Raw genomic sequence first — 21,250 nt, forward strand, 5'->3', positions numbered from 1 at the left:
AGAACCGCCTGCTCGCGAAGGCCGATGCCAGACTTTGTGGGCCTGGATGAGATGGCTTCCATCTCTCCTGGAGATCCCGAGGCCGGAGCCCTCAGCCGGCGCCGTGCCGGGCCAGCATGCCGGCCGCGAACGCGGCGGCCGCAGGACTGGTCTCGGCGTGCGGCGGCAGGATCAGGTAGAGGTGGCGATCCATCTGGGCGCCGTCCACTCGGAGGTGACGCAGCGGGCTGTCGGGATCGGTCAGAACCCTGTACTGCAGTCCCACCGGGGTGAATCCGATACCGGCGCCGGCGGCAATCATCTCCAGCAGGACCTCCCAGTCGCCGACCTCCGCGACGATCCGCCGGGTAAGTCCGGCCCCGGCGAACAGGGCATCGCACAGCAGGCGCGCGGTCCAGCCCGGGGGTACGTCGACGAAGCGCTCGCCCGCGAGGTCGGCGACCGTCACACGGTCACGGCGGACGAGTTCGTGATCACTGCGACAGGTCAGCGCGAGGGGCTCGCTGGCCAGCGAGGTAAGACGCAACCGTCCGCGTTGCTCCAAGGCCGGTCCGATGGCGCAGTCGAGCTCGCCGTTCTCCACCATGTCGAGCATGACCAGCGCGGCGGCGGGGCGCATTCGGACGTCGACGCCGGGGTGGTCGCGCAGGAACGCGCCGAGGTAGCCCGCGAACGGTACGAGGTACTGCGCCGAGAGGGCGATGCCGACGCGGAGCCGGCCCACGAGCACGTCCCGGGTCTCCTGCACCGCGCGACGGGCGGTTTCTGCGGCGCGCAACGCCTCGCGGGCCGGCGCCAAGAGAGCCTCTCCGGTGGCGGTGAGCCGCACCGGCCGGGTGCCGCGGAGGTAGAGCTCGGTGCCCAGCTCGCGTTCCAGGGCCTGCAGAGAGTTCGACAGTCCGGATTGCACGATCAGCTCCCGACGGGCCGCGGCGGTCACGCTGCGCTCCTCCGCGAGCGCGATGAAATGGCGTAGCTGGCGCAACTCCATGCCTGAACCTCCATCTGCTGAGCGGATCGAGAGTATCTGAGGCCGCTGCGGCGGTACCCCTGTCAGAGCCGCTCCGGCCGCGGTTCATTGGTAGTGGCACCCAGCACTGCCGACACCTACGTAAGGAGAACTTGATGCGCATCGATTGGGATGTGCCGATCACCATGGACGACGGCGTGGTCCTGCGGGCCGATATCTTCCGGCCCGACACGGACGGCCGTTATCCGGTCATCATGACCCACGGGCCGTATGCGAAGGGACTGTCGTTCCAGCAGGCGTTCAGGTTCGCGTGGTCGAACCTGGAGGCCGAGCATCCCGACGCGCTCGACGGCTCGTCCAACCGCTACCAGAACTGGGAGACCGTCGATCCCGAGAAGTGGGTCCCCGACGGGTACGTCGTCATCCGTGTCGACGCCCGCGGCTCCGGCCGATCCCCCGGGTATGTCGACATCTTCTCGCCGCGCGAGGCCCGCGACTATTACACCTGCATCGAGTGGGCCGGAGTGCAGCAGTGGAGCAACGGCAAGGTCGGCCTGCTCGGGATCTCGTACTACGCCGTCAATCAATGGCAGGTTGCCGCACTTCAACCGCCGCACCTCGCAGCGATCTGTCCGTGGGAGGGTGCGACCGACTACTACCGGGAGTTCACCCACCACGGCGGTATTCCCAGCGACTTCCTCAGCCAGTGGTTTCCGCCGCAGGTGGAGGCGATGCAGCACGGCGTCGGCGACCGCGGTGCACGCAATCCAGTCACCGGGGTGCCGGTGGCCGGCCCGGAAACGCTCGATCCGGACGTGCTCGAGAAGAGCCGGGCGGACGTGGTCGCCGATATGCTTGCCCGCCCAATTCTGGACGACTACTACCGGGACCGGTCGGCCGATCTCACCCGGATCACCGTGCCCACGCTGTCCGCCACGAACTGGGGCCACCACCTGCATACCCGCGGCGGGTTCGAGGGCTACAACACGATCCCGGCCGGCCAGAAGTGGCTCGAGGTCCACGGGCAGCAGCATTGGGTCGAGTTCTACACCGACTACGGCCTGCGGCTGCAGAAACGGTTCTTCGGCCACTTCCTCAAGGACGAGGACACCGGCTGGCGCGATCAGCCACCGGTGTACCTCAACCTGCGCAGGGTGGACGGCACGTTCGCGCAGCGCGCCGAGAACGAGTGGCCACTGGCCCGGACTACGTGGACAACATTCCACCTCGACGTCGACCGCCGCCAACTCGACACCACGCCGCCGCGGTCCGCGACCAGCGTCGACTTCGCCGCACTCGGCGACGGAGTCACGTTGTGGACGGACCCGTTGATCGTGGAAACCGAGATCACCGGACCTGCCTCCGCGCACCTGACCGTTGCCTCCAGCACCACAGACGCCGACCTGTTCCTCGTACTGCGGGTGCAGGACCCGAACGGACAGGACGTCACCTTTCCCGGTGCAATGGATCCCGAGGGCGCTATCGCGTTCGGCTGGCTACGCGCCTCGCTTCGCTCGACCGACCCAGCGCTCAGCACGCCGTACCGGCCTTGGCAGACCTACACCGAGTCGCAGCCGCTCACGCCCGGCGAGCCGGTCGGCGTCGACATCGAGATCTGGCCCACCTCGGTGATCATCCCCTCCGGATACCGGCTCGGCGTCACATTGTGCGGCCGCGACTTCGCGTTTCCCGGCGAAGGTCCGTGGCCGGAAGCATACGGCGTTCGTATGCGCGGCAACGGCATCTTCGTCCACACCGACGAACGCGCCCGTCCACACACGGTCTTCGGCGGCACCACCACCCTCTTCACCGGCGGGCAACACACGTCCTCGCTGCTCCTGCCGATCATCCCGGCGACCAGCCGCAGCGCTGTGTGACACCGCCGGGCTGCGTCGTCGTCAGAGACTGGCGTCCCCACGCCATCCTCGACAGCATCGCCGACCTACCTGCCTGGGTGTACCAGAGCTGACCTCCCGCGTCAGCTGGTATGGCGGGCGGCCTTGGCAACGCTCACGCCCAAGCGGCCGCCCGCCTCCAGTCTTGCGGACCTTGTGAGGGCTGGGTCAACCTGCTAGCGCGATGGTCCGGGTTGCCTTCGCCAGAACGGTCTTCAGGCCTGCCTGGTCCTTCTGGCGACCCGCCACCGTGATCTCGACGTAGGCGCGCGGGCCCCACAACTCGACGTACCGGGTGGCCACCCAGCGGGTGCCGCGATAGCTGCGGTAGGTGTAGGTGAGTGTGGTGACCTTGACCGTGGTGCTGGGATTGGGCCCGGGCGCGTAGACCTCTGTGCTGGTCACGCGGGACACGATCCTCAGGCCGGGCACCCCGCGCAGGCTCCGCTGCTTGCTCAGGGCCGCCGTCGAGCTGCTCTGCTTGCCGCCCAGACCGCCGTTGATCCGCACCATCCAGGTCCTCGACCGGTCGTCGAAGCGGGCGTGGTAGGTGCTGAGCCTGGTCATCTTCCAGATCTTCGGGACGGCGGCGGACACCTCGCAGCCGGCGTTCGGATACCCCACGTATCCCCAGCACCGGCGGACGTACCGGAGCTTGCTCGCATCGAGCGCGTGGAGGTTGCTGCTGGCAGCAACGGTTGTCGTTGAGGCCGTCGTGACGGCCGCTTGGCTGGGCAGTGCGGCCGCCGGCAAGGTGCCGGCGGCTCCGACTGCCACGACGCAGGCGAGAGTGCGAAGACGATTCATCGGTGATTCCCCCTTCCAAGCGCCTAGCCTTGTAGCCAGGCACACTTGTCAGACGCCCTGGCGGAGGCAGAGGTTGATCTGATGCCAAAGGCAACTACCCACGAGATACCCGAGCAGCTCTCGACAGCGTCGGCTAGCACGTCTGGGCGATCATCAACCAGCTGATTTTGGATGTCGGGTGACCGCATTGGGGTGAGGGTGACGGTCAGCTTGCCGTCGGTGCCTACGGTGATGTTGGGGTCCACGACTCCTCACCGGCATCGCGACCAGCCACCGCTGCACTCGCGTGGCTCCCGCTGTGTCGTGGACACTGCGAACCTAGAGCGTCCACAACAGAAAACAGAGACCTTCATCGGCAAGTCCTCGACGTGTTGCACGACCTCTGGCGTGGCCGCCGTTCGGCCGGCGCCGGGCCCGGCGCCGTGGTGAGCCCGGCCGTCGTCCAACTGAGCGCACGGTCCGCATCCCGGCCGGACAGGCGCGCCAGCAGATATCGCGGGCCGCCGCCTATGCCGCTGGCTATTCAACGGGCTATACGCACGGCTATCAGTGCTGGCTAGGGACATGATCTGGCCGGCCCGCGGCCGCGAGGTGTGCACCCGGACGAGCCTGGGGATCTGATACACCCGGATCACCAAGCTCAGTCAGTGAACTGAATCAGCTGGCGGTGGACCCGGATTGATGGCTCCGGGTCTACCGTCAGCGCACGAGCCCGACGACCTGCCAGTCCTTGGCCCGATGCCGGTACTCCGTGCGCAGGCCGTCGCCTTCCGCGGCGGCGACCATCGCGTCGGGTGGATGGACGAACGCGCGGAACGGATTGCGCTGCAGCCGGCGCACGAGGTTCTCGGACCCGATGATCGCCTTGGCCACGACGTTGTCCGCGGGGTGGCTGTAGACGAGCAGCCGGCGAGCGTGGTTCGCCGCGACAGACAGCAGCAGTTGGTAGTCCGGATAGCAACAAACCACCCGATGCATCACGACCACGTCGGCCGGTTCGGCCAGCTCCGGTGAGGTAGCGATATCGCCGAAGCCCCGCGTGACCCGCTCGGTCAGACCCAACCGCTCCAGCAGCGCCCTGGCCTCGGCCTCGTAGCTGGTGGAGATCTCCAGGTTGGTGACCCGCGCCGCGCCGCGGCGGAGCAGTTCGACCTGCAGTTCCCCGACGCCACCGCCGATCTCCAGCACCGTGGCCCCCTTGAGGCCGTGCTCGCTCACGAACCCGACCATCCGCGACGCCGCCGGACTCAGGCCACGCTTGGAGTACCGCTTCGCCACCCGCCGCGCGAACCGCGACGAGAACACCGCCTGATATCCCTTCGGATCACAACAGTCGTCCATGCCCCCAGTATCAGCGAATGGCGCGGTCGCGTCGGTCCTTGCGATCGTGCCGCTGGACTTTCTTGGTCGTGCAGGCCCAGGACGCCTACTGCTGGGAACGACAACAGGTGTCAGCCGCCGCGGCCTGTGAGTTCAGGCTGGTGAACCTGTTCCGGGAACCGCTGGGTGCGCCGATGCGACCAGGAGCGCTGACCGAACTGCTGGCTGCGCTGTCGCGCCGAGCCGGACTGGAGCGGGCCGGTGCATCCGCACATACTGCGCCACGCCTTCGCGAGCAACGTGCTTGATGCCGGCGGCACCTTGGACGAGGCACAGGCACTGCTGGGACCTGCCACCCCGGCCTCGACGCAGGTCTACGCGCATCCCGCACCAGCGCGGTCCGTCGTCGGCGAGACCACCCGCTGCACGGCGCCGACGTAGCAGGGTTCAACGCGGCCGCCTGTTCCGCGGGGCAGCGGCTGCTTCGGTTGCGAGCATGTCGAGGTGGTAGGTGATGGCGGCTGTCAATTTATCGGCGATGTAGAGGTCTGGTCGCATGGCCGCGTGCACGGCGAGGCCGTCGAGCCAGGCGTGCAGCCGCTCAGCCTCAGCCCGAACGTCGGTCGAGGCGAGACCGGCTGCGGAGAGGTCGGCGAGTATCGCTCGACAGCCGGCCTGGAGCGCGTCGTATCCCTCGTCACGCAGGGCCCGAAGCGACGGGTCGACCATGGCCCGGGATGTGAAGGCCAACCAGACCTCATTCTCGGCGCGCCGGTCGTCATCGAGCGGGAGCAGCTCAGCCAACACGCGCTCGGCTCGTCGCCTCGGGTCGGGCTCGGGCTCCAGCCTCGCGAGGCGTGCCTCGATCCGGTCGATGACTGTCCGGAACGCGAAGACCATCAGCTCGGACTGACTCACGAAGTAGTGGCGCAGCGATCCCATGGACAGCCCCGCCTCACGCGCGACGTTGCGTACCGAGGCCTGCTCCAGGCCGTCGCGGCGTACCACCCGCAGTACTGCCCCGACGAGCTCGCGGCGGCGCTCCACCGGATCCACAACCTTGGGCACTGGCCCTTTATAGCACAGTCGTGCTAGCGTTCCGTTTAGTAGCACAGTCGTGCTACCAAACGTGTTGGAGACCCCACCATGACGCTCGTCAACGAGCCCGAAGCGCACCCCGCGCACCGCCCTGGCCTCCGCGCGTTGCTCCGCCGGCGCAGCGTCCGCCTTGCCGCCGTGGGCTGGGTGGCCTGCAACGGACTGGCTCTTGCTGTGGCGCGAGACACGTTGCCGTTCGACTGGCCGAACGCCGCAGCGCGGACACCGCTCGGTCGCGTGGTGGACGCCAACCTCGTCCTCGTCGAGGTGCTGCTGCTCACCGCACTCACCTACTGGGTCTCCCGCAAACGGGCCGTGCCTGACCTCGCCAGCCGTGCACCGCGGCGATCGGTGGCCGCCCGCGAAACGCTGTTCCTGCTCCTCTACGCGGCAGGCGCGCTGGGCCTCGGCTTCGCCCTTGCCCGACTCCTCGGATGGCATCCCTTCGGCCTCCACCTCGCGGGCTCGATCTACGGAACCCACGAGCATGTCAGCCCCGCGGAGGCCGTCACCTGGGCCGGCTTCAACCTGGTCATCTACGCGGTGGTTCCCCTCCTTTACTTCCGACGCCGGTACTCGGCCGAGGCGCTCAACCTCCGCTCCGGCAACCGCCGCGCCGACGCCCTACTCATCGGCGTGATCCTCGGCGTCGAATCACTCGTCCAGATCGCCGCGCTCGAGCCCGAGATCTTCGACCTCACCGCCCGTCAGATCCTGCTGGGTGCTCCCCTGACCTTCACGCTGTACCTCGCCGGCGCCGTACTGCCCGCCATGGTCTTCATCTACGCGATCTTGGTGCCACGCTTCCTTCTGCTCACCGGCTCGACCGCCGCCACGGTCATCCTCGGTGGACTCACCTATACGGCGCTGCACGTCTGGGACGCGTGGACGATCTTCGACTCACCAGGAAATGCCGCCCTGTCGGTGGTCTTCCTGATCCTGACCTACTTCGCACCGGGAATGTTCAAGACCGTACTCACGGTACGAACCGGCAACGCCTGGGTCCACGTCTGGGCCTACCACGCATTTGCACCTCACACCCTGGCCGATACACCACACCTGGTCCACGTCTTCCACATCAGATAGAGGGCGCACCAACGATCGGTCAGCGCTCCACGGATCGCGTACCCAGACGAGATCCACGATTCGTCACACTCGACCAAGCAGTCGACACTCACCCGCCTGTCCAACCCGATCGACCGGTGCGAGCGACATCTGCTCACGTTCTCCGCGCACAAGCGCCAACTGGCCCGCCGTGTCGAAGACACCGCGGTTGCGTGCACGGATCGCGGCAGAAGCGGACGTTGTACTCTCCGCCAAGCGTGGATAGTTCTGCAGGCGCTACGGCGGTAGAGCAGGCGCTGCTGCACGATCATCTGTGCTGAGTCTCCCGATGCTCGTCGGACCTGCACGCCGCGCGCGGAGATTCGCCTGATTGTCCAGCAGCCTCGTCTCTTTGGTGCGTCTGGCGGATACAGCGGACCTATAGGTGCCCAGGGAGATTACAGGCCGAGCATTATTGGCGTGCCGGGGATGTCACCGGCGATCAGCCTCGCCAGCGGTGTGGCGATGTCACGGGGTGAGAACAGGTCGGTTCCGCCGTATTCAGCGATGTCTGCGTGCCGCCACCATCGCATCCCGCTGATGTGCTCGGCGGCGAGGTCGTCATCGGACAGCGCGCCGCGGGGATCAAAGCGCGTGGTGCGGACGAGGAAGTAGTCGTTGACCACCCCGTCGTAGCCGTCCGCATGGCCGGGAGCGGCGACCTCCTGGTGCCAGACGTGAGGCGGGTCAGCGTCAATGACAAGCCCTGTCTCCTCGTGCAGCTCCCGGCGCAGTGCCGCCAGCGGCAGTTCACCGGGCTCGATGCCGCCGCCGGGGGCCGCCCATACAACCGTTGCGCCCGTCGGTACAGCCGGATGCGGGAAGCTGAAGCGGCACAGCAGAACACGGTCGTCATCGGCCAGGATGACCGCCCGGACGGCACGTCTTAGCCTCGCCGTGGCAGGCGTCTCGTTCATAGGCAGATGATCAGGGCGCCAGCGGCCAGGCCGCAAGCCGGTCACTGCCTTGCGAAGGCGGTCCAGGTGGCTCCGCCTGGTTGAGCGGTAGCTCGCCGAGCGTGGGGCCCGGTCGGTTCCTCTCCGTGAGTGACCAGTCGAGCCCGTTGGTGTGCGCTCATAAGGGCACGCGGTGTGCACGCGCGACGATCTGATCTGATGCAGCGTTTTGTGGCGCTGGAGCGTTCAAGGGGTAGGACAACCCCATAGTTGGGAGTCGGATGTGGAGTTCGACGAGTACGTGGCCGTGCGTGGGCAGCAGCTCGTGCGGCTGGGCTACGTCCTGTCGGGCGACCGTTACCGCGCCGAGGACCTGGCACAGACCGCTCTGATGCACACCCATCAACACTGGCGGCGCGTTCGGCGCATGGACGATCCGCACGCCTACGTCCGACGGGTGTTGGTCAACGCGCATGTGTCGGCGGCCCGACGTAGTTCCTCCCGCGAAGCCCCTCTGGTGATGGCTGAGTCTGCCCACTCGGAGCCTGATCCGGCGTTGGCAGTGGCGGAGCACGACGCGATGTGGCGCGCGCTGGCGGAACTATCGCCCCGGGAGCGGACGGTACTCGTCCTGCGCTACTACGAGGATCTCGACCATGCCTCGATCGCGGCCGTGCTCGGGATCAAGGATTCCACAGCACGGGCGACTGTGAGCAGGGCACTCGCCGCGCTGAGAGCGGCGCACGATCCGGCGATTAGTGAAGGGAGCCAGCGACGACCATGACAGACCTTGAGCGCGAGCTTCGCGCCACGATGATCGAAGCAGGTGAGCGGGTGCCGGTGGTCGAGGACCTCGTCAGCCGAGCGGCCAAGCCCGTTCGTCGCCGCCGGACCTGGCTGGCATCCGGCGTCGCTGCGGTGACAATGGCTGCGGTCGGAGTCGCCATTGCCATCACCGCGCCCTCGGGGACCGAGACCGCGGGCGTGTCGACACCCAGCACGTCGGCATCGACGCAGACGCAGACCGGTGCACTGATTGGCAACTGGCGGCCGGTCGACATCGTCGGGTTCGACAACTCTGCCCTTCCACCCCCCGCGCTGCCGGCCGGCCGCGCGCCGAACATTACGTTCACGAGCGATGGGCGATGGCGGGGTTCGGACGGGTGCAACGCGATCAGCGGAACCTACAGCGCCAGCGACGACGGATCGATCAGCACTGCCAATAGCGCTCAGACCCTGATCGGCTGTCCCGACCTCATCACCGTCCCTAATTCAGAGGTGCTTGAACGGGCAGCTCGGTTCGCGATCGACGGCCGCTCGCTCACCTTCTACGCGGCTGGTGGACAACGGCTCGGAACCTACGAGCGGGTGTGACTGCTCGCTTGACGCGGCACCCCGATCATTGGGTCGCCACACTTGCCCCGTCGCCTTGATAGCTGCCAGACCAAGGTCAGCACGGTGCGGATCAAGGGTCGAGCGGTTTGCTCGATCGCTTGCGACGGCCGAAGGTCGACCTTGACGCGTGCCGGGCTGCCCGGACAATCGGGCGTCAGGGGACGGGACTCGCCGGTCGGTGCGCCGCCAGGTCGTCGGACGATGCTAGGTGGTCTCGCGTGGATCGGTGGTCGTGCAGAGAAGCGGGGCGCCGAAGGCGCTCGCTTGATCCATAGGAGCGAATTCGGCAGGGAGACCGGGGGGCTACCTCCGTTTGACTGATGCGCGACAATCGGAGCGCGGATCGCGGCAGATGCGGACGTTGCGGGGCAGAGAAATCAGCGCTGCAGCGCGGACAGCGGCAGATCCGGACGTGCGAAGCGCGGCATCCGCGGTGGTTGGCCCAGGGAGTCGGTTCAGGTGCTCTCCGGTGAGTAGATGGTCGGCGGCCACTCGCCAAGGCCGTCCCAGAAGACGTGAAGTCGTCCGCACTGATCGCATCTGTACGCGTATCGGCTTCGCCTTTCGACGTCTTCGGGGCTGACGTCCTGAACGTGATCGTCGAAGAGTTCGCTTAGACCGGCGTCAGAAAGAAGGTGCCACTCCTGCGGGTTTGGGATCGCGCCGCTGGACCTGATCTGGTTGCCGCACGGACAGAGCCACTTCGCCATGGGGCGATTATCCAGGTGTCCGCACGACTCGTCCGGTCATGGGCAGTCGCGCGGATCGCGGCATGTGCGTGCGTCTACCGTCGGCGTGGTTTGGCTGGCGTTCGGCGTGGCTCCGTTGAGGCGTCGCTATAGTGCCGCTGGCACTCATTTGTATGTGCTTTGGCCACGTTGCCCGGCACCTGAAAGGCTGAGACCGTGACATCGGGCTTGGAGCTGTTGCTGGACGCGAGGGTGATGTCGGACGCCGACGTAGCTCGGGCCTTCGGGCATGGCAGACGGAGCACCGCCGACGAGGTGGACCGCCCGGCACTGGTCGCCGCGCTGCTGTCGAGCTTCACTCCGGCCGACGCGCCCCTGATCCGTGAGCTGACCCGCCACGAGATCGCCGCGGTCGGTGATGCAGACTCAGGCGGCGGCGACGTGCTGCTGGCCTGCTGCTGGCTGCTGTTCATGATTGGCCACGTCGAGGACGCTCCACTGGTGTGGCGCGCGAAGAACGTCAACTTCGATGCGCACTGCTACATCGACTCGGTCTTTCTGATCCCGCAGGGGGTCGCCGTGACGGCCGAGTTCGCCCGGTCCCGGCACCTAATGGATCTGGTCGACTGGGTCGAAGGCGAGTGGATCCGCGACCCGGAGACCGGCGCGCGGGAGTGGCGGTCCGGATCGTTCTTCGCCCGAGTGCCGCCTGCTGCAGCGTCTGTGGAGGACCTGGCGAGATGGATGCGCCAGTGACCCCACCGGCCCGGCAGGTGCGCGCGGTATTCGACGCCGACTCGATCGTCGTCTACCAGGCATACGGCCACGAGATCGCCGACGCCGCTCTCGCCGCTGGCACGTTCGTCGCACCGTTCAGCATGAACCGGATGACGTGGATCAAGCCGTCGTTCCTGTGGATGATGTACCGCTGTGGCTGGGCGTCGAAACCGGGTCAGGAGCGCGTGCTCGCAATTCGGATGAGCCGGACCGGGTTCGAGGACGCGTTGGCTGAGTCGTGCCTGAGCCACTTCGACCCCACGCTCTACCCGGACCGCGACACCTGGCGGCGCGCGCTCGCGGACTGCCCGGTGCGCGTCCAGTGGGATCCCGAGCGCACATTGAGCGGCCAACCCCTGCCCTACCGGTCGCTCCAGGTCGGGTTGTCTGGGTCGGCCGTCACCCGCTACGCCACCAAGTGGGTCCGCAGCATCGAGGACGTCACCGACACGCTAGAACGTCGCCGCCACGGCCTCGACCATCTTCCCGACGAACGCCCCTATCCGCTACCGGTCACCGTCGCGGAGCGCATCTCGGCGACCATGTAGAGGTCGTACGCCGCGTCCGCACCGACGCCCTGTCATCGGCATGAGCGCGCGGAATGCGGCAGATCCGCCAAGATCCGTTGACTAACGCCGGCGCGGTGCAGCTTCGTAGTAGACGGTGATGATCAGGTCGTCCTCATCGGCAGTAACGTTCGACTTGAAAGTCAGGTCCTCCACCTGAACATCGCCGAGCGAGTCCAGGGTATCGGCGACCCTGCGCAGCAGCGCTGCTACGTCACCAGAGCCGCTTCCGGACGGGTTCGACTGCGAGAAGTGCCGGATGGTCCAACCCGGATCCGCGGAGGACGGTCGCTCGTCAGTCACCGTCGGAGTGTTTCAGGCCCATGGTTCATATCTCCGCTCATCGGTATGACATCGAATCACTCTCGCCGGCAGATGAGGACGTTGGTGTCAGCAGCTCTCCTGAACCATGAGCGTGACCCGGTGGTTCTGATCGCGGAAGTCGCCTAGTTCGAACTCGCTATAGGGAGGCGCGTTCCCGGCAAAGAACTCTTCCACGCGTGCCAGTAAGGCATCGCGCTCGGCGCCGCGCACCTCGGCCACATTGAGCTCGTAGGCGCGCACGATATGGACGTCTGGGCGCTTCATGAGCCGTCTGGCCTGCTTGGCATCCAGCGGGCCGCCGCGCATCCGCCAGGCACTCCCGTCGACGTCGACCCACTCGCGGTCATGTAGCGGCCGTGGCCACGTCAGCCAACCGCCGCTGGATTCCGGATCACCGTCACCACGGGCGCTGATCTCATCGAACTGTCGCGACTTCTTCTGGCCCACGAGCCCATGATCACATTGCCGAGCTCGCACCGCTGCCGGGACACGGCCGTCCTGGAGCACTCACCAACAGCGGCATGAGCGGACGTGCGCCGGCGCCGTCGTCGGTGAAGATGTCGTTATGACGAACGCGGATGTGACGAGAGACCTCATTGAACTCACGGAGGCATTGACGTCCGGCACCGTGCCGCCGGTTCGTGTCCCGGGTGAGTTCGAGAGACTCACATACCTCCTCCTGCCCCTGGACCGCGAGGCGGAACGCCAACTCAGGGCCTTCGTGAACGAACTCGAGACCATCCTGTTCACTAAACTCCCCGCAAACCAAGTTCCAGAGATGGTCCGCGTCCTCACCAACGCCGAACCCATCTTCAGCGCGAGTCCCTAGGCTGTCCGCACATCGGCATGTGAGTGAGCTCGGATGGCGGCCGGAGGGTTCTGTCAGGTTGCGGAGGCCATGTAGGCGGCGAGGATGTAATTGGGGTGGCGGTCGAGGTTGTTGCGGGCTCGGTCGTAGCGCATGGTGGTTCGTGGGTCGGCGTGGCGGGCGGCGATTTGTACGTCCCGCAGGTCGACGCCGGCGTCGAGCATGGTGGTGACGAAGGTGTGCCTGAGCATGTGTGGGTGCATCCGCGGCAGCCTAACCCCGGCACGGTCAGCGAGGTGTCGCAGTCGGCGGGTCGCGCAGTGCCGGTCCATCCGGGTGCCGCGCGAGGTCAGCAGGATCGGTCCGGCGGTGCGCTCGTCAATGGCGCGCTCGATGGCCCGGCTCACGGCTGGGGGAAGCGGCACCAGGGCGATCTTGTCGCCCTTGCCGTGCACGCGGAGGACTCGGTGGCCGTGTTGTTCGCCGAGGTCTTCGATGTCGCTGCCGGTGGCCTCGAAGATCCGCAGCCCGAGCAGGCCGAGCATGGTGACCAGGGCGAAGTCGAACCGGTTGGGTGATTGCCTGGCGGCGGTCAACATGGCCTCGAACTGCAGGTGACTCAACCCGAGCGTCGGGGATTGGGCCGGTACGTGGGGGCGGCGCACGAATTCGGCCGGGGAGTGCTCGAGAACGCCGTCAATCACGCAGGTCCGGTAGAAGCCTGCAACGACCGACAACCGGCGCGACACCGTCGACGGCTGGTACCGGCGCACCTCTTGTAACCAACGGACATAGAGCTCAATGTGTGGCCGACCGGCCGCCAGCGGGTCCAGGCCCCGCCGCTCGCACCACACCAGATAGCCCCGCAGGTCGGAGTCGGTGTGGATGCGGGACTGGCCCTTGAACCGAGCCAAGTAGGCAGCGACAGCTAACCGCAGGACGCGAGACATGACGACAACGACACCGGAAACGGCCGGCTCTGGCTGTGAGATCTCCATTCCCCCAGTGCCCAAGGACGTGCCAGTCGCGTCAACCGCTCACACATTCACCATCTGCGGCAGATGCGCGCGTTTGGGCCGGCCGGTTTCGTGCTGGAGGAGCGGGGCGCAATGGGGCGAATAGATGGTGTGTCCGGTCGCACCGCAGGCATCCCCGGCGGACGGCGGACGGCGGACGGCGGACGAGGTAGCGTTCGGGATCCATCGTAGGAGGACCGTTGTACAACCGGCGTGACCTCGTCCGCGTCTACCTCGGCGCGCAGGATCGGGGATTCGGTGGTTACTATCCCGAGTCGTCGACCTTCAACGCGGCGCTGAAGGCGCACTACGCAGCGATGCTCGACGGGCTTCAGCAACTCTTCGGCCTGCACCAGCATCCGGAAGGCATCGGCACCTTCAACGACCGGGTGCTGTTCAGCTTGTTTTCCGCGACGGCCGACTCGTTTCTCGCCCTGCGCACTCCGTGGTCCGGTTTCCTGGAGGCGGGCCTCCTGGTCCGCAAGATCGACGAAGCAGGGTCGGACGGCCAGCGTGTCATGGTGGCCAGCCAGCGCATCGATGCCCTCACAGCCGAGTCGCGGGAGACCCACCTGGAGATGCTCGACGCGCTCGTCACGGCGATGCTCGGCGACCGCGCGGAACTGACGTTCAGCCCGGCCGACCTACTGGCGATCGGTGTCGACGACGCGAAGCCGAGCGCAACGGATTACTCGCTCTACGACGATTGACCCGGCGCGCCGAACGCTCACGCTGAGTCCTTCTCGCATCAACGAACGTCCTCAATTCGGCATGAGCGTGCGTTGGCCGGGCGGCCCGGCGGCCCGGCCGCCGTAGAGGAGGTGCCCCCACGCCTAGATCCCACCCCGCAAGCGACCACTACCCAGGGCACGTGGACGGCATGCCGGTGTCAGTCAGCGCAGGCAGTGGGCGCGGCGAACCGGAGGTGTCACGATCGGTGTCGTGGAGCTTCGCCCGTTGCTGATTACCCGCCTCGCCAACATGCTTCCCGGCGTCCTGCCCGTCGGGTTTTGGCATCGAATGGTGGTTCGGAGCTACAGGCGTCCTGCACCAGGTCGGCGCTGCCACGCTTGCGGGTGTCGGAGTCACCTTGTCCGTCCGGGGGTACCGCCTCGGTGTCAGTTGTGACAGCACGACGATGACTGTTCGCGGCCTGTTCTGGAGCCGCAAGATTCCCCGGTCAAGCGTTCGGGCAATCACTCACTTTCCTGCGGTCCGATGGTCCAGCCGCTCTGGACGGATCGTGTGGACGCCGATCATTGCATTCGCCGAGCCGGGAAGAGTCATTCCGCAGGTAGAGAGGCGAAATGAGGAGGCGACGGATGAACTCAGGCACTGGGTTGGCAGAGGCCGGGCTCGGGCTGGACGTAAACGCCGCTGACAGAGGTCACTACACCTGCCCGCCTATAACGAGTGGATCTACACGGACGCCGCCACCGAGTTCCAGCAGATCTCCGCGCTTCACATCGCCATGGCAACGGCGGCCTGCAGTTGGCAACGGACGCTGGCCCACGTGCTGTCGGGCGGTCCGGATCCGGCGAAGCAGGAGCTGTTGTGTAACCCCTTGCGCGCGTATGTCGGTATGTGGGGTGAGCAGGTCGACGTCCACGGCTGGGGAGGATCTCCCACCTGTCGGAAGAGCCGGATATCCCCTCGAGGTTTGGGTTCTCCCCTGGTGCACCAGGGGAGAACCCACAACAGCAGCAGATAACCCATGACGCGGACGCCATCGCGGCCCGGTGAGGGCGAAATGGCCGAGCACGTTCGTGCCCAGATGGAGCTCGAATTTCGTCGTCAGCCGGCACCTCGACCTCCTCGCTTGTGAATCGCCCCGGGTTCGTGGAGGCTCGATTACTTGGCTCCGGCCTCGGTGAGGTCGGGGATTTCACTGTAGTGGTTGGCTTCGAGCTCGGCGGGTGGGACGTGGCCGATCTCGCCGTGTAGGCGTCGGTGGTTGAACCAGTCGACGTATTCGGCGAGAGCGATCTCGACGTCGCTGATGGACTTCCAGCCTGTGTTGGGTCGGGTGGCGGGGTTGCGGATCAGCTCGGCCTTGAACAGCGAGTTGAAGGCCTCGGCCATCGCGTTGTCGTAGGAGTCGCCGCGACTGCCGACGGAGGCGACGGCGTCGGCCTCGGCGAGCCGCTCGGTGTAGCGGACAGCTCGGTATTGGGCCCCGCGGTCGCTGTGATGAATCAGCCCGGTGAGGTCGTGGCCGGCCCGCTGCCGTGCCCACAGCCCCATGTCGAGGGCGTCCAGAGCCAGGTCGGTGCGCAGGCTGGTCGAGACCTGCCAGCCCACGACCAGGCGGGAGAACACATCGAGGACGAACGCGGCGTAGACCCACCCGGAGCGGGTGCGAATATAGGTCAGGTCCGCCACCCACAGCCGGTTAGGAGCATCGGCGACGAACCGCCGCTGCACCAGGTCGGCCGGACGTGATGTCTGAGCGCCCCCGGCCTGGGTGGTCTTGCGGGTCTTCTCCCGCCTGATCCCTCGCAGGCCCTCGGCGCGCATCAGCCGCTCCACAGTGCACCGGGCAACGTTGATGCCGCCCCGATTCAGCTCGGCATGGATCTTGCGCGCACCGTAGACCTCAAGGTTGACCTTGTGCAGCCGGCGGATCGCCGCGACCAGCTCGGCGTCGCGAACCGCCCGGGCCGACGGCGGCCTGCTCTTGGCGGCGTAGTAGGTGCTCGGGGCAATCTTGATCCCAGCCGCGGCCAGGACCTTACAGATCGGCTCGACCCCGAACCGGTCGCGGTGCTGGTCGATGAACTCGACCAGCACCGCAGTCGGCACCTCGGTTACTTCACCTTGCGGTCGAGCTCCGCCGCCGCGAAAAAAGCCGACGCCGTCTTCAGGATCTCGTTGGCCCGCCGAAGCTCGCGGTTCTCCCGCTCCAGCTGCGCAATCCGCTCCGCATCGCTGATCGTAGTCCCCGCCACCGTCCCCGCGTCGATCTCAGCCTGCCGGACCCAACCCCGCAACGTCTCGCGGTGCACACCGAGCTGCTCCGCGATCCGCGGAATCGCACCCGACCTCGTCGCCGGGTCCTTGCGCGCATCCACCGCCATCCGCGTGGCCCGCTCACGCAACTCGTCGCCATACTTCCTCGGTGCCGCCATAACTCTCATCCTCCATGGATTGAGAGCCTCCATCAGACCCGGGGCGATTCAGTCGATTACGGACCCAGTCATTCGACGAGTTGGTACGAAGACCAGATTCCACTGGAGAACACGATTATGCACACAGTGACCTCGCCTGACGGCACGACCATCGCGTACGACAAGGCCGGCACCGGCCCCGCACTGATCCTCGTCGCCGGGGCCTTCGGTTACCGCAAGTACCCGATGCTGCCCAAGCTGGTGGCCGCCCTCTCGGACCGGTTCACCGTCTACAACTACGACCGCCGGGGACGTGGTGACAGTACGGACACCCGGCCATACGCGGTCCAACGCGAGATCGAAGATCTACAAGCACTCGTCCAGGCAGCCGGCGGCGAGGCGCACGTCTGGGGGCAGTCCTCCGGCGCCGCGCTGGCCCTTCACGCCGCCGCGGCGGACATCGGCATTCGCAGCCTCGCGCTGTATCAACCGCCGTTCCGGGTCGACCACAGCAAACCACTGCCACCGGCCGACTTCCAGAAGCACCTGAACACGCTCGTCGCCGAAGGCAATCGGAGTGCTGCGGTGAGGTACATGATGACCAAGGGCATGGGCGCACCTGGCTTCGCGGTCGGCGTCATGCGGCTGCTGCCGTTATGGAAACGCCTGACCGGGCTGGCTCATACTCTTCCGTACGACGTGGCGATCGTCGACGACAAGATTTACGGCAAGCCGCTCCAAGCCGCCGATTTCGCTGACGTGAAGGTGCCGACTCTCGTCCTGGCCGGAGGCAAGGCTCCCGAACTGCTGCGTACCGGGGCTCGGCAACTGGCCGGAATTCTCCCCGATGGCAAGTATCAGGCCCTCGACGGACAGAGCCACGCCGTGTCACCAGCCGCACTGAAGCCGGTCCTCACCAGCTTCTTCCAGCAATGACAAAGGCGTAATTCCGTCCGAGGGCTCTATCAGTCGGAGGTTGAGCTCATTGCCCCGCCTCGCCGGGCACCGGCCACCCCGATCAACTGGACCGCCGCTGGCGCGCCGCTTCGCCGGAAGATACAGGACTCATAAGGTCGGCTCCTCGTGTCATACGACTTCCGCACAACATTCTGTCAAGATTCTCCAGCGCAGACCGCCTGCTCCAGGCTGCCTCGGTAGGGCTCCGGTGCCGTCGATCGACGGCACCGGAGTGCTGGTCGTCGGGCCAGGCAGGCTCAGCAGATCCGGTGCGATGACGCGACAACGGGGCCGGCTACTGCTGAGATGAACCCGTAGTGCTCCCAAGCAGGACACGGTCGGATCCTGCGCCGGTATTGCGCCGGACCGTCTGGCTGACAGCGGCGGCGGTCAGTGAGCACAGCGCCAGTACGGCGGAGACTGTGCGGACCACGTGGGCAAGTTGCCAGCGGTCCCGCACACTCGCCCAGTCCGATGGTGGAGCCTGCACTGACCAGTCGGCCTGATCGCCGTTGATCGGCAGGTTGATCGCCAGCGACGTGACGAACACCAGCGCCAGCAACGCGAACGCCGCCAGTAGCAGCCACCGATCGTTGCCTCTGGCCCGGATGGTCAGAACGGCCAGGATCAGAGTGGAGACCAGTGCGGGGATCAAGGTGACGGAGGCCAGCGTGTCGAGCGAATCGAGCTCTACCTTCCGAACCTGCGTATAGACCGAGGCGTCGTAGCCCCGCAGCGAGTTCTCCAGCACGAGCACCCCCAGTAGGAACCCGGCGAACAGTCCGGTGAATAGCAGGCTCGCCGCCCGCGAGACCTTCGCGACAAACATGACGGTCACCTGTCACTCTCGACTGTGGCGGTTGAACGGATGAACTCGTCGACCACGGCGACGAATTCGGGCCCACGGTCCTCCAGGCCGAAGTGACCGGCGTTCTCGAGGACGACCTCCTGCGCGCCCGGAACCGCTTCGCGCAGAGTCGTCCTCCCCTCGCCGACTCCGTAGTCGTGATCTGCGTGCGCATACAGGAAGGGGATCGACAAGGTCCGCAGTACCGACCATGCCTTGCGATTCGGTACGGTCGCCTCGTCGTACGGTGTGAGCGGGATGAGCAGCGGGAACTGCCGGGCGCCCTGCAGGTAACTCTCGTCGGGGAACGGCGCGTCGTACGCCGCCCGAACCGCGGGATCGAGTTCGGTGACCGTACCGCGGTCGATGACCTGACTCGCCACGAACGGGTTCGACCGCTGGCTGATCTGCAGCCAGATGGACAGCGGGCCGCTGGGGTCCCGGTCCCCGGTCGGCATCGAGGTGCTCGTCGCGACGACGCGCCGGAACTTGTCAGGGTGTTCGCCCAGCACGCGCAGGCCCAGCAGGCCACCCCAGTCGTGACAAACCATTGTCACGTCGGACAGGTCGAGCCGGTCGAAGACGACCTGGCGCAGCCAGTCCACGTGAGCCTGGTAGGTGTAGTCGAATCGGTTAGCGGGCTTGTCGGACTTGCCGAAGCCGACGAGGTCGGGGGCGACACAGCGGTGCCCGGCGGCGACCAACGGCGGGATGATGTGGCGGTAGAGGAAACTCCAGGTCGGCTCGCCATGCAGCAGCAGCACCGTCTCGCCGGACGCCTTGGCCGGATCAGGTCGCTCGTCAATGTAGTGCACGCGCAGCCGAGTGCCGGCGCCGTCGCCGGCATCGATGTCCAAGTAGTGCGGTTCGAATGGGTAGTCCAGGAGCCCTTCGAATCTGGCATCCGGAGTACGACGGACGGTGATCGTCATGACGCCACCGCCCGGAAAGCGTCCGCGTGATCCGCGACCCATTGGGCGAAGCTGCTCGCCGGGCGGCCGAGGATCCGCTCCACCTCATCAGTGACGCGGGCCGGCTTTCCGGCGTCCCGCGCGTACCTGGCCAGCAGTGCGTCGACGAAAGCCTCCGGCAGGCCATTCGCAACCAGTCCGCGGGCGGCCAGCTCCGGCGGGACCTCCTGGAAACGGAGCGGCCGACCGATCACCTCGCCGATGACAGCGACCATTTCCTGATGGGTCACGGACTGCGGACCGGTCACTGGGATCCGGCGTCCGTCCAGGTCGTCATCGACCAGCGCACGAGCGATCACCGCGGCCAGGTCCGACTCGTGGATCGGGGCCTCGGCGAAGTTCGCATACGGGGCCCGGACGACGTCGCCGGCGCGGGCCTGGGCGCCGAACATGCCGATGGCGTTGGTGGCGAACGAACTGGCCCGCACTGCGACCCATGGCAATCCCGCGTCGGCGACAGCGGCCTCCACCTCCTTGTTGCGATCACCGTTCAATCGCGACGGCTGGTACTCCGGATCGTCGTCGACGTTGATCGCCGACAGCACCACCACTCGCCGCACCCCCTTCTCGGCGGCAAGTGCGAGCAGTTTCGCCGCACTCTCACCGACGGCACGCGGATGCACGAAGAGGGCGCTGGCTCCCTCCAGAGCGGGCGCGACGTCCTCCGGCCGCGCCAGATCGGCCCTGTGAACGTCGACGCCGGCCGGCACCTTCCCCACTTCGGCGGACCTGGTGACAGCACGGACGGCGACGCCTTGATCCTTCAGCAATGCGACGAGCGGACGTCCGACGGTGCCGGTCGCTCCTGTGATCACGATCATGACAACTCCATCTCTGCGAGATTCGTATATTATGATCCCCATATTAGTCACATCTTCTCCTGACGCAACCTGAGGCACCGGCTGGGCCGAGTTCGTCGATGGTTGCGGTCGCGTCCTGGGGCCGCGCATGACGAGCGCAGCCCGCCCGATGACATACGCTCTCCATATGTTATGAATCTCGTGCAATGTCTTCGACACCTGACCGCATCTCACAACAACGGCCACCCGCGCCGCGGACGCAAGGGAGAAACTCCATGAAGCGCAAGCAATCGCCACTGGCACTCCGCATCGGACTCGGTCTCGCCGTCATCACAACGCTGATCACCACCGCGACGGGCATGGCGCAGGCGGGGACGGGTGACCCCCGCGTCCCGGTCGGCAACACCCCCGGCGACATCCCGGCGGACGTCTGCGGTTTCCCGATACACATCAGCGCTATCGAGGACCGGGAGTACGTGGTGCAGCAGACCGAGAACGCGGACGGCTCGATCACCACGCGGGTGACCGGACGTCTCATCAACCGCCTGACCAACCTGAACACCGGGGTCTCCATCGACTACGACAACGGAGGACCTGGGACATTCACTGTCTACCCGGACAGTCATTCCACCTTGGACTTCGAAGGCAACTCAATGGCCTGGGTCAGGGAAGCGCAGAAGGCACGGTTGGGCGCACCGGCACTGAGGCTCGTCAGCGGCGGCCACATCCTGGGCACGGTTGACGCGTCCGGTGACATCGTCGAACTCTCCACCACCGGTCACGTCGTCGATGGATGCGCCCTGCTGTCCTGACGGTCAGCGGCATTCACCGGAGCCCGAGGTCGTGATGCATCAGATGACCGCGCTGAAGGACGGCATCGACTTCCGGCACTTCGACCAGAGC

The 21,250-nt window shown here is 66.5% G+C and carries 23 protein-coding genes and 1 other annotated feature; of the genes, 11 read left to right on the forward strand and 12 right to left on the reverse strand.

Going from position 1 to position 21,250, the window contains the following annotated elements:
* Nucleotides 1–91: 91 nt before the first annotated feature.
* Nucleotides 92–991, reverse strand: a complete 900-nt coding sequence (locus tag OG558_RS39860; protein ID WP_405067651.1) for a LysR family transcriptional regulator — start codon at nt 989–991, stop codon at nt 92–94.
* A 134-nt stretch (nt 992–1,125) separates the two neighbouring features.
* Between OG558_RS39860 and OG558_RS39865 the strand changes: the two genes are divergently transcribed.
* Complete coding sequence (locus OG558_RS39865) at nt 1,126–2,847, forward strand: CocE/NonD family hydrolase (RefSeq protein ID WP_405067652.1); 1,722 nt, start codon at nt 1,126–1,128, stop codon at nt 2,845–2,847.
* Nucleotides 2,848–3,033: 186 nt separating this feature from the next.
* Here the strand turns inward: OG558_RS39865 and OG558_RS39870 are convergent, their stop codons facing one another.
* Nucleotides 3,034–3,672 (reverse strand): hypothetical protein, encoded by a 639-nt coding sequence (locus OG558_RS39870; protein ID WP_405067653.1) that lies wholly within the window; start codon nt 3,670–3,672, stop codon nt 3,034–3,036.
* Between the two features lie 699 nt (nt 3,673–4,371).
* Nucleotides 4,372–5,013, reverse strand: coding sequence for a class I SAM-dependent methyltransferase (locus OG558_RS39875; RefSeq protein ID WP_405067654.1), 642 nt, complete (start codon nt 5,011–5,013; stop codon nt 4,372–4,374).
* A gap of 204 nt (nt 5,014–5,217) precedes the next feature.
* On the opposite strand from OG558_RS39875, the gene OG558_RS39880 reads away from it, so the two are divergent.
* The gene (locus OG558_RS39880) at nt 5,218–5,433 is read left to right on the forward strand and encodes a tyrosine-type recombinase/integrase (RefSeq protein ID WP_405072277.1); all 216 of its coding nucleotides are present in this window, start codon (nt 5,218–5,220) and stop codon (nt 5,431–5,433) included.
* A 6-nt stretch (nt 5,434–5,439) separates the two neighbouring features.
* On the opposite strand, the gene OG558_RS39885 is transcribed toward OG558_RS39880, so the two are convergent.
* Nucleotides 5,440–6,060, reverse strand: coding sequence for a TetR/AcrR family transcriptional regulator (locus OG558_RS39885; RefSeq protein ID WP_405067655.1), 621 nt, complete (start codon nt 6,058–6,060; stop codon nt 5,440–5,442).
* 78 nt (nt 6,061–6,138) lie between these two features.
* On the opposite strand from OG558_RS39885, the gene OG558_RS39890 reads away from it, so the two are divergent.
* Nucleotides 6,139–7,176 (forward strand): hypothetical protein, encoded by a 1,038-nt coding sequence (locus tag OG558_RS39890; protein WP_405067656.1) that lies wholly within the window; start codon nt 6,139–6,141, stop codon nt 7,174–7,176.
* Nucleotides 7,177–7,592: 416 nt separating this feature from the next.
* On the opposite strand, the gene OG558_RS39895 is transcribed toward OG558_RS39890, so the two are convergent.
* The gene (locus tag OG558_RS39895) at nt 7,593–8,111 is read right to left on the reverse strand and encodes an NUDIX hydrolase (RefSeq protein ID WP_405067657.1); all 519 of its coding nucleotides are present in this window, start codon (nt 8,109–8,111) and stop codon (nt 7,593–7,595) included.
* A 262-nt stretch (nt 8,112–8,373) separates the two neighbouring features.
* Here OG558_RS39895 and OG558_RS39900 point away from each other — a divergent pair, with 262 nt between their 5' ends.
* The 4 genes from OG558_RS39900 to OG558_RS39915 all read left to right on the forward strand — a co-directional run bounded on the left by OG558_RS39900 (nt 8,374) and on the right by OG558_RS39915 (nt 11,499).
* On the forward strand, nt 8,374–8,874 hold the full coding sequence (locus OG558_RS39900; RefSeq protein WP_405067658.1) for a SigE family RNA polymerase sigma factor: 501 nt from the start codon (nt 8,374–8,376) through the stop codon (nt 8,872–8,874).
* 50 nt (nt 8,875–8,924) lie between these two features.
* Nucleotides 8,925–9,464, forward strand: coding sequence for an META domain-containing protein (locus OG558_RS39905; RefSeq protein WP_405067659.1), 540 nt, complete (start codon nt 8,925–8,927; stop codon nt 9,462–9,464).
* 926 nt (nt 9,465–10,390) lie between these two features.
* Nucleotides 10,391–10,930, forward strand: coding sequence for a hypothetical protein (locus OG558_RS39910; protein ID WP_405067660.1), 540 nt, complete (start codon nt 10,391–10,393; stop codon nt 10,928–10,930).
* The gene (locus tag OG558_RS39915; RefSeq protein WP_405067661.1) at nt 10,915–11,499 is read left to right on the forward strand and encodes a DUF4291 domain-containing protein; all 585 of its coding nucleotides are present in this window, start codon (nt 10,915–10,917) and stop codon (nt 11,497–11,499) included. The genes OG558_RS39910 and OG558_RS39915 overlap by 16 nt, the downstream gene beginning before the upstream one ends.
* Before the next feature lie 81 nt (nt 11,500–11,580).
* On the opposite strand, the gene OG558_RS39920 is transcribed toward OG558_RS39915, so the two are convergent.
* On the reverse strand, nt 11,581–11,820 hold the full coding sequence (locus OG558_RS39920) for a hypothetical protein (protein ID WP_405065343.1): 240 nt from the start codon (nt 11,818–11,820) through the stop codon (nt 11,581–11,583).
* An 87-nt stretch (nt 11,821–11,907) separates the two neighbouring features.
* The gene (locus tag OG558_RS39925; RefSeq protein ID WP_405067662.1) at nt 11,908–12,288 is read right to left on the reverse strand and encodes a hypothetical protein; all 381 of its coding nucleotides are present in this window, start codon (nt 12,286–12,288) and stop codon (nt 11,908–11,910) included.
* Nucleotides 12,289–12,406: 118 nt separating this feature from the next.
* On the opposite strand from OG558_RS39925, the gene OG558_RS39930 reads away from it, so the two are divergent.
* Entirely contained in the window at nt 12,407–12,670 is a 264-nt protein-coding gene (locus tag OG558_RS39930; RefSeq protein ID WP_405067663.1) for a hypothetical protein, read from the forward strand.
* Between the two features lie 53 nt (nt 12,671–12,723).
* On the opposite strand, the gene OG558_RS39935 is transcribed toward OG558_RS39930, so the two are convergent.
* Complete coding sequence (locus tag OG558_RS39935) at nt 12,724–13,599, reverse strand: tyrosine-type recombinase/integrase (protein ID WP_405067664.1); 876 nt, start codon at nt 13,597–13,599, stop codon at nt 12,724–12,726.
* A gap of 266 nt (nt 13,600–13,865) precedes the next feature.
* On the opposite strand from OG558_RS39935, the gene OG558_RS39940 reads away from it, so the two are divergent.
* Nucleotides 13,866–14,375, forward strand: a complete 510-nt coding sequence (locus OG558_RS39940; RefSeq protein WP_405067665.1) for a hypothetical protein — start codon at nt 13,866–13,868, stop codon at nt 14,373–14,375.
* 1,141 nt (nt 14,376–15,516) lie between these two features.
* Here the strand turns inward: OG558_RS39940 and OG558_RS39945 are convergent.
* A protein-coding gene (locus tag OG558_RS39945) for an IS3 family transposase (protein WP_405067666.1) occupies nt 15,517–16,793 on the reverse strand; the annotation gives its coding sequence in 2 pieces (ribosomal slippage) (nt 15,517–16,514 and nt 16,514–16,793; 1,278 coding nt in all).
* Nucleotides 16,363–16,515: a sequence feature (AL1L pseudoknot), on the reverse strand. Its footprint overlaps the gene before it by 153 nt.
* Nucleotides 16,794–16,919: 126 nt before the next feature.
* On the opposite strand from OG558_RS39945, the gene OG558_RS39950 reads away from it, so the two are divergent.
* On the forward strand, nt 16,920–17,708 hold the full coding sequence (locus OG558_RS39950; RefSeq protein WP_405067668.1) for an alpha/beta fold hydrolase: 789 nt from the start codon (nt 16,920–16,922) through the stop codon (nt 17,706–17,708).
* Between the two features lie 316 nt (nt 17,709–18,024).
* Here OG558_RS39950 and OG558_RS39955 read toward each other — a convergent pair whose 3' ends face one another.
* Genes OG558_RS39955 through OG558_RS39965 form a run of 3 tightly spaced genes read right to left on the reverse strand, consistent with a single transcriptional unit; the run spans nt 18,025 to nt 20,368 of the window.
* The gene (locus OG558_RS39955; protein ID WP_405067670.1) at nt 18,025–18,558 is read right to left on the reverse strand and encodes an anthrone oxygenase family protein; all 534 of its coding nucleotides are present in this window, start codon (nt 18,556–18,558) and stop codon (nt 18,025–18,027) included.
* Nucleotides 18,559–18,563: 5 nt separating this feature from the next.
* Complete coding sequence (locus tag OG558_RS39960; RefSeq protein ID WP_405067671.1) at nt 18,564–19,508, reverse strand: haloalkane dehalogenase; 945 nt, start codon at nt 19,506–19,508, stop codon at nt 18,564–18,566.
* Nucleotides 19,505–20,368: an NAD(P)H-binding protein gene (locus OG558_RS39965; protein WP_405067672.1), complete on the reverse strand. Its 864-nt coding sequence runs from the start codon at nt 20,366–20,368 to the stop codon at nt 19,505–19,507. The genes OG558_RS39960 and OG558_RS39965 overlap by 4 nt, the downstream gene beginning before the upstream one ends.
* Nucleotides 20,369–20,622: 254 nt before the next feature.
* On the opposite strand from OG558_RS39965, the gene OG558_RS39970 reads away from it, so the two are divergent.
* Nucleotides 20,623–21,159, forward strand: coding sequence for a hypothetical protein (locus OG558_RS39970; RefSeq protein WP_405067673.1), 537 nt, complete (start codon nt 20,623–20,625; stop codon nt 21,157–21,159).
* The last annotated feature ends 91 nt before the right edge of the window (nt 21,160–21,250 follow it).

The sequence above is a fragment of the Kribbella sp. NBC_01510 genome (genome assembly GCF_045040325.1).
Lineage (GTDB): Bacteria > Actinomycetota > Actinomycetes > Propionibacteriales > Kribbellaceae > Kribbella.

What these genes read in the sequence shown, in the direction of transcription:
- OG558_RS39860 (WP_405067651.1), bottom strand. Translation starts at nt 991, where the DNA reads ATGGAGTTGCGCCAGCTACGCCATTTCATCGCGCTCGCGGAGGAGCGC.
- OG558_RS39865 (WP_405067652.1), top strand. Translation starts at nt 1,126, where the DNA reads ATGCGCATCGATTGGGATGTGCCGATCACCATGGACGACGGCGTGGTC.
- OG558_RS39870 (WP_405067653.1), bottom strand. Translation starts at nt 3,672, where the DNA reads ATGAATCGTCTTCGCACTCTCGCCTGCGTCGTGGCAGTCGGAGCCGCC.
- OG558_RS39875 (WP_405067654.1), bottom strand. Translation starts at nt 5,013, where the DNA reads ATGGACGACTGTTGTGATCCGAAGGGATATCAGGCGGTGTTCTCGTCG.
- OG558_RS39890 (WP_405067656.1), top strand. Translation starts at nt 6,139, where the DNA reads ATGACGCTCGTCAACGAGCCCGAAGCGCACCCCGCGCACCGCCCTGGC.
- OG558_RS39895 (WP_405067657.1), bottom strand. Translation starts at nt 8,111, where the DNA reads ATGAACGAGACGCCTGCCACGGCGAGGCTAAGACGTGCCGTCCGGGCG.
- OG558_RS39915 (WP_405067661.1), top strand. Translation starts at nt 10,915, where the DNA reads ATGGATGCGCCAGTGACCCCACCGGCCCGGCAGGTGCGCGCGGTATTC.
- OG558_RS39930 (WP_405067663.1), top strand. Translation starts at nt 12,407, where the DNA reads ATGACGAACGCGGATGTGACGAGAGACCTCATTGAACTCACGGAGGCA.
- OG558_RS39935 (WP_405067664.1), bottom strand. Translation starts at nt 13,599, where the DNA reads ATGTCTCGCGTCCTGCGGTTAGCTGTCGCTGCCTACTTGGCTCGGTTC.
- OG558_RS39955 (WP_405067670.1), bottom strand. Translation starts at nt 18,558, where the DNA reads ATGTTTGTCGCGAAGGTCTCGCGGGCGGCGAGCCTGCTATTCACCGGA.
- OG558_RS39960 (WP_405067671.1), bottom strand. Translation starts at nt 19,508, where the DNA reads ATGACGATCACCGTCCGTCGTACTCCGGATGCCAGATTCGAAGGGCTC.
- OG558_RS39965 (WP_405067672.1), bottom strand. Translation starts at nt 20,368, where the DNA reads ATGATCGTGATCACAGGAGCGACCGGCACCGTCGGACGTCCGCTCGTC.
- OG558_RS39970 (WP_405067673.1), top strand. Translation starts at nt 20,623, where the DNA reads ATGAAGCGCAAGCAATCGCCACTGGCACTCCGCATCGGACTCGGTCTC.